3 protein-coding genes are annotated in these 3,402 nt (G+C 53.3%); all 3 read right to left on the bottom strand.

Going from position 1 to position 3,402, the window contains the following annotated elements; translation table 11 throughout:
- Positions 1-99: shikimate kinase (locus Q7J88_RS15270; protein ID WP_369681927.1), on the bottom strand; the 99-nt coding region annotated here is incomplete at its 3' end.
- An 89-nt stretch (positions 100-188) separates the two neighbouring features.
- Complete coding sequence (pilQ, locus tag Q7J88_RS00145; protein ID WP_303720123.1) at positions 189-2,819, bottom strand: type IV pilus secretin family protein; 2,631 nt, start codon at positions 2,817-2,819, stop codon at positions 189-191.
- A gap of 21 nt (positions 2,820-2,840) precedes the next feature.
- The gene (locus Q7J88_RS00140) at positions 2,841-3,359 is read right to left on the bottom strand and encodes a pilus assembly protein PilP (protein ID WP_303720122.1); all 519 of its coding nucleotides are present in this window, start codon (positions 3,357-3,359) and stop codon (positions 2,841-2,843) included.
- Positions 3,360-3,402 lie beyond the last annotated feature (43 nt).

The following is a 3,402-nucleotide window of genomic DNA, read 5'->3' as shown; positions in this document are numbered from 1 at the left end:
GACAAAGTCATATCCCAATCGTTGCGCCAAACTTCGCCCAACAGTGCTCTTTCCAGAACCCATGAAGCCAATCAAAAAAATATTGTGGCAACAATTCATCATACCGTACTGCAATTTCCTTTATTTCTATACAAGAAAGGGACAGGCCTGAACCTGTCCCTTCCCTACGTTAGAAAACAATTCTCGAATCAGGCTTCAACGATCCGCGGTGTGATGAAAATAAGAATTTCTTTGCGTGACGATGACTTCGATTCGGATTTGAAGAAATAGCCAAGGAACGGAATGTCCTTCAGCAAGGGCACTCCAGTATCCGCAGTGCGCTCATCCTCGACAAAAATCCCACCGATAACCGTGGTGCTGCCATCACGCACCAGCACCTTGGTTTCCGCCTTGCGATCATTGATCGAAATCGCCGTGCCACCGCTGGCCTGCGGCACGACATCACCGACAGTACTGTTAGATGCTTTGACATCGAGAATGATACTGCCATCAGGGTTGATCTCCGGAGTGACTTCCAGTTTCAGTTCTGCGCTTTCGAACTTGGTGTCTGCGCCCTGATCGCTGGTTACAGTATAAGGGATTTTAGTCCCCTGAGAGATCAGAGCCTTCTGCCCGTTTAGAGTGGTAACTCGTGGCGTGGAGATGATCTTACCTTCACCCTGGCTTTCCAGGGCTGAGAGACGTACAGCAAGATTCGCAGTGCCATCAAGGAGACCAAAGAGGAGACCAGCTGTAGCACCAGAACTTGTCCCGACGGTACCGGATGCCGGCGGCGTGATCAAGAAAGATCCCCCCAGACCAACCGCGGCGCTCTCTAGGTCATCCCCATTGGGGGTGTCGGAGTAATTGAACCCCCAACGAACCCCTAGATCACGAGCAAAGTTGGTGTTTACCTCGACAATACGTGCTTCGATCAAAACCTGCCGCTCCGGTCGATCAACCGTCTTGATCATGACGGCCATCTGCTCCAAAACCGATACCGAGTCTTTAATAATGAGCTGTTTATTACGGGTATCAGGAGTGATGGTACCGCGACCACTCTTCAGAGGCTCAAGATTTTTAACCACATCACCAATAGCTGCATAGTTTACTTGAAAAACATGGGTTTCAAGGACACCCTGCTCTATGTCCTCCTTGGCGGCCTGCATAGCAGCTACTTCACGCTCACGCAGCTTCTTGGCAGGCATGATGCGAACAACATTCCCTTCCTGAATCTTGCCGAGGTCCGACGTTTCCAAGACCAGATCCAGTGCCTGGTCCCAGGGGACATCAATAAGACGCAGAGTGATCGTGCCTTTGACATCGTTGCTGGCAAGAATGTTGAGGCCGCTGACATCGCCAATCAGTTGCAGAATATTGCGGATGTCAGCATCGTCAAAGACCAGGGAAATCTTCTGACCGGTATAGACTGGTTTTTGCATGGACGCCACGGGCAATTGCCCGGGGACGAATTCACCAACAGCCGGCGCAGCTTCCTCGGGAATATCGACGACCAGTTCCTTCGTCTCCATAGCAGGTGGCAACGCCTCGGCGAAGGCACCGTCCTCAACGATTAGCTTGACCGTTTCACCCTGATCATCGAGACGGTAATCCACCGGCCCTTTCAGTTCCACTGCAAAACGCACGCCTTGCTTGCCCTTTTCTGTGAAGACATAGGGAGTAACAGTCGAAACCGCGCTCGGGAAACCTGACGCGTCGATGGTCCGGCGCAGGGATCGGCTAATGGTGGCATTCTTGACTTCGAAGCGCAGTTGATTGCCATCAAGTTTCGGTGCGGTCACATTCGCTGGTGCAGACAGGCCGAGAACCACACTGCTCAACCCATCCTGGTTGGTGAACTCAAAGGTTTCGACTGTCACCTGCTGCGCGGAAACCGGGCCTTTCTTCTTAGTGGCAGACGTCTCCGAGACCGCAACCGGCTCGGTTGCAGCACTGGAAAAAGACTCAAGCCCCTTGCCCCAAGCCACAGCCACACCATCAATCTGTTTTTCCACCTTGAATTCTGGAACTTTCGGGCCAGCAGCATCGAAAACACCGCGCACCTTGTCGGCATAGGATCCGATGCGCAACTGCTTTATGCCGTCGCCGGCGCTGAACGTCCTCGTTTTGAAAGCCGTAGTCACACCATAGAGATCGACGACCAGGCGAGGCGGGTTGGCGAGAACGAAATGCTCGAAGCGATTGACATCACCATTTGTGGCAAACAGCGCCCGACCCGCGGAAATGGCAACATCCTTGACCACCGTCGCCGGCGGAGCTGCCGGTTTGATTTCAGGAGTCTGCTCCTGCTCTTTTGCCAGTGAATGAGCCTGAGCCTGCGCGTGAGCCATGGCATGGGCCTGTTCAGCCTCAGCGGTCATGACAGGAGCGACGCTGGTTTCCAGGACACTTTTGACCCCGGGGAATATCAAGCGGAAACTGTTCCCGTCCGTAGTCACCTGGTAGTCAGCAGCCGCCGCCAGAACCATCTCGATGCGTGCCATTGGCCCGGCAGCAAGATCATATTTGCCCAATCGGACATTTTGCAGCGGCGCCGGGCTCGCAGCGATTTCTTCCGGCAAATTGGTTAGCGCCATTCCAGGGAAATCGATGATGACGCGAACCGGATCAAAAGAGTCGTAGACCGTGTAGCGATAGCCGACCGGTTCGCTGGTCTGAATCAACAGCGTCGGCGACGCTGCCCCTTCCTCCATTGCGACAGACACAATCTGATTGGCGGCGGCCCATACACTTCCAACGCACACGAACGTGGCGATGGACAGCATGGCAGTTATCCGTCCCGCGAGGGAGTTTCCAATGCCCTGGAATTTTTTCTTCATCGTTCTCACCCCACTCATTGATCAGACTCCTTCCCGCACGGGAACTTTCAATTCCTGGATATTTTTGCGCACCTTGCCGGTGATGTCCTGATACTGTTCTTCAACCACGATCCGCTCGCGATTGACCTCCTTGATCACACCGTTAGCTTTGCCCAGGCGCATCCCGACCTTAAGAATATACGCACTGCCATCAGGTGAAATGACCATTGCCTTGGTCTCACCCATCCCAACGATCACCGCCTTAACCATAAATTGCTGAACATCGAATGCTTCCAAAGGGTTCTCGAAGAACTCTGCGGTCCTCTTAGTTGCCACCAGTGGAACAAAAGGATCTCGCCGCCCCTCAATCTGATAGACGAATTTTGTCTCGGCAGGGGCAGACTGTTCCTCTTCGACCTTGGGAGCGCCGACTGATGCAACAGGCGGTTTAGCGGAGGTCTTGGAACTCACCGATGGGGCTGGCGGCTGTTCTTTTTCACATCCGACAACCAAGAACCCACAAGCGATGAACAGGATCAACAAAAATGGTTGCTGTCTCATACGCAGAACACCTTATTTGGAGTCAACGAATCGGTAGGTCTGA

The sequence above is a fragment of the Malonomonas rubra genome, from assembly GCF_003247215.1.
GTDB classification, from domain to species: Bacteria; Desulfobacterota; Desulfuromonadia; order Desulfuromonadales; family Geopsychrobacteraceae; genus Malonomonas; species Malonomonas rubra_A.
This window is presented reverse-complemented; position numbering and strand designations above follow the sequence as displayed.

Excerpts from the sequence above, each read along its gene's own strand:
- pilQ (WP_303720123.1), bottom strand. The coding sequence starts at position 2,819 with ATGAAGAAAAAATTCCAGGGCATTGGAAACTCCCTCGCGGGACGGATA.
- Q7J88_RS00140 (WP_303720122.1), bottom strand. The coding sequence starts at position 3,359 with ATGAGACAGCAACCATTTTTGTTGATCCTGTTCATCGCTTGTGGGTTC.